2 protein-coding genes and 1 pseudogene are annotated in these 2,985 nt (G+C 61.5%); 1 reads left to right on the top strand and 2 read right to left on the bottom strand.

The window, feature by feature from the left end; genetic code table 11:
• The first annotated feature begins 13 nt into the window (after positions 1–13).
• On the top strand, positions 14–1,798 hold the full coding sequence (locus tag ACF08B_RS41550) for a Shedu anti-phage system protein SduA domain-containing protein (RefSeq protein ID WP_392322218.1): 1,785 nt from the start codon (positions 14–16) through the stop codon (positions 1,796–1,798).
• Between the two features lie 37 nt (positions 1,799–1,835).
• Here the strand turns inward: ACF08B_RS41550 and ACF08B_RS41545 are convergent, their stop codons facing one another.
• Together ACF08B_RS41545 and ACF08B_RS41540 are read right to left on the bottom strand one after the other, a co-directional pair.
• Positions 1,836–2,363: a transposase gene (locus ACF08B_RS41545; RefSeq protein WP_392322217.1), complete on the bottom strand. Its 528-nt coding sequence runs from the start codon at positions 2,361–2,363 to the stop codon at positions 1,836–1,838.
• Positions 2,360–2,898, bottom strand: a pseudogene (locus tag ACF08B_RS41540) (winged helix-turn-helix domain-containing protein). The gene ACF08B_RS41545 and the pseudogene ACF08B_RS41540 overlap by 4 nt, the downstream one beginning before the upstream one ends.
• Positions 2,899–2,985: the final 87 nt, after the last annotated feature.

Genomic DNA, 2,985 nt, shown 5'->3' with positions numbered 1-2,985 from the left:
CTAAGCTGATCAAATGGCGGATAACCTGCTCATCCATGGTGGCAACGAGAACGCACTTCGTACACTGAAGGCCACCGGCCAGTATCGAGGCAGGGTCAAGGCGGCATATCTGCGGCCGCCGTGGGACACACAGTGGGGGTTCGAGAACCACGAGGCTCCTGGCCGTGCTTCCTGGCTCGGCATGATGCAGGTACATCTGCGTCTTGTGCGCGACCTGCTCTCTCCTGACGGCTCTGTGTGGGTACACGTGGACGACCGGCAGTTCGCTGACTGTCGTGTGCTCATGGACAAGGTCTACGGCCGATCGAACTTCCTATCTACAGTCGTCGTTCAGAAGCCTCCACGGAATCACTCCCCACACTTCAGGGGCAGTCACGACTACCTACTTGTCTTCGCTAACAATGCCTCGGCATGGCGGCCGAACCCTCTCCCACGTACAGTCGAATCAGAGTCGATGTTCCAAAACCCTGACAACGATCCCCGCGGGCCGTGGAGAACAGCTGACCTGTCCTACCCCGGGTCGCGTGAGGATCTGCGCTACGAAGTGGTAGGTCCGTCCGGAACCGCTGTACAGCCACCTGACCGTCGGTCTTGGCGATTCACGCAGCAGGAATTCCAAAAACTTGATCTCGATGCGCGTATCGCATGGTCGGCCGACGGTCGCCCGAAGCTGAAGCTCTATCTATCGGAGGCGCTGGACAGGCCGCCCACCACGCTATGGAGTTCGGCTGATGTGGGGACAAGTTCTCAAGCGCGCCAGCACCTGAGCGGACTGCTCGATGAAATGCACCAGCAGACTCCATCGCCGGAACAACTGCTGAAGCATATTCTCACGATCGCGACCAGACCCGGTGACCTGGTATTCGACTATTTCGGCGACTCAGGAACGGCCGCTGCAGTCGCGCACAAAACGAACCGCTGCTGGCTCGCTATTGACAGCGAGTTGAACGTTGTGCGTGACCGTCTGGACAAAGTAATCAGCGGTAGCGATCCAGGCGGAATCACACACGAAGTGAACTGGACAGGCGGTGGGCACTATGACGTAATTACGGCGACGGGACCCAACGGAGAATCCGGACCCCCTGAGTTGGGGACCGACGAAGATGTGCGGATTCAGGTCGTCACGTACCGCAAGGACGGGAGCATCGCTCCCACATTGGACCCGACCGAGAAGCACCACCGATCCGCTCAGCTAGAGGTCATCAGGCAACGCCGCGAACTACTGCAGAAGCTTCGCGAGGTCGTCAGTGAAAGAAGTACGCCGGAAGCTATAGTTCAACGGCTAATCGAATCCAATCACTGGATCTTCGGGGGTGAGTACACAGGAACCTCGAAGCGACGTGACCTGTTCCCCCGTGACCAGCACGACATTCTTCTCGTGCGAGCTGACAAAAGCGTTCATGTCGTGGAACTCAAGAAGCCCGGAGCCCCACTTGTCAGGAGATACCGCGGTAGTTTGATCATGTCGAACGAGGTGCACGAGGCAGTAAGTCAATGCAAGAACTACATTCAGAAAATGGATGACTCGGGAGCAACCCTGCAAACGATTTACCGCACCGAAGATTCCCTTGAATACGATTTTCTTCGTGCGCGGGGAACTGTTGTGATCGGGAATCCCGATCACGTGGAGGTGCCTGGCGTCACTCAGCAGATGGTCACTCATGCCATCCGTTCTTACAATGCGGACCAGGGGCGGGTGCAGGTTTTGACCTACTTGAATCTAATCGAAAGCGCGGAAGAGGCACTCCGCTTCGACGAGAATGACCTCGAATCTCCTGGTATCGGGGGCGAACTTTGACGAGTACGCTCTACCTGACCTTGAATGCGTGATGTCGTCATGGTGGCTGGCGTCGGAGGCCGGTGCCGGTGAGGCAGCCGTCGAGGACGTCGTGGCGGTACTGGAGCTGGCGCAGGCCGCGTCGGACGGCAGTGATCAGGTCATCGGGGTCGGCGAAGGCACGATTGGCCACTGAGGTGCGTCGTAGGACGGACCAGATGCCCTCGACCGGGTTGAGGTCGAGCGCGTAGGGCGGCAGTTGGAAGACAGTGAGCCACTCGCGGTTGGCGATGTAGCGGCGCATACCGGCGGTGAGGTGGGTGTTGAGGTGATCCCAGACGAGGACGATCGGCCCGCCAAGCTGCTGGTGGGCGGTCTGGATCAGGTCGCGGTAGTCCCTCCAGGAGAAGCTCTTGCGGCCATCGGGCCGGGCGTCCGGGCAAGGCCGGTAGATCAGCCGCGAGGATTCGCCGCTCTTGTAGCAGGCCAGGGCGGCCACCGATAAGCGGCGGCGGGAGCGGCCCCGCACGCGGACCACAGGGGTGTGGCCGCGGCGGGACCAGGTGCGGGTTGTCGGCGGCGTCATCGAGAATCCGGCTTCGTCCTCAAAGACGAGCCAGGCATCGAGCGCCGCCACAGTCCTTCCACCTGGGGCCAGGTCTCCTTCATCCAGCCGGCCACCGCCGCCTCGTCTCGCTCGATGGCACGGCGGGCGGGAACCTGGCAGGTCCAGCCATGCCGTCTGAGCAGCGCGGCGACGCCCTGGACTGTGTAGCTTTTGTGGAACCGCCGCCCGATCAGGGTCTTGATCCCGACAGCGTCCAGGTCTGGTCCGGCCAGCCATGCGCGACCGGGCCCTTGAGAAGCTCCCGCTCAAGGGCGGCGAAGAGCTCGTCACTGAGCAGCGGCAGCGACGCCGGCCCCTTCGAGGCCAGGGCTTTCGGCCCGTCCTGCGACCAAGCCTTGCGCCACCGCTGTACCGACCGGACGCTGACCCGCAGGTCGTGAGCGATGACCGCGTTCTCGTCACCCTGCTGGAACCGCTCGGCCGCCTCCAACCGCAACTTCTCACGGAAGGCCCGCCGTTCGTCGGTCAGCCCGCCCCCTTGCGCATACCTCATGCACTTGGCGTACCGCAGGGATTATGGACCGTCAGCCCTGCCGACACCACGCTTTGAAGGTCAGTAATCCCGGCGGACAAGTCTATC

This window comes from Streptomyces sp. NPDC015139, from assembly GCF_043079785.1.
Lineage (GTDB): Bacteria > Actinomycetota > Actinomycetes > Streptomycetales > Streptomycetaceae > Streptomyces > Streptomyces albidocamelliae.
Note: the sequence above shows the minus strand (reverse complement) of the source record. Positions and strands in the feature narration are given on the sequence as shown.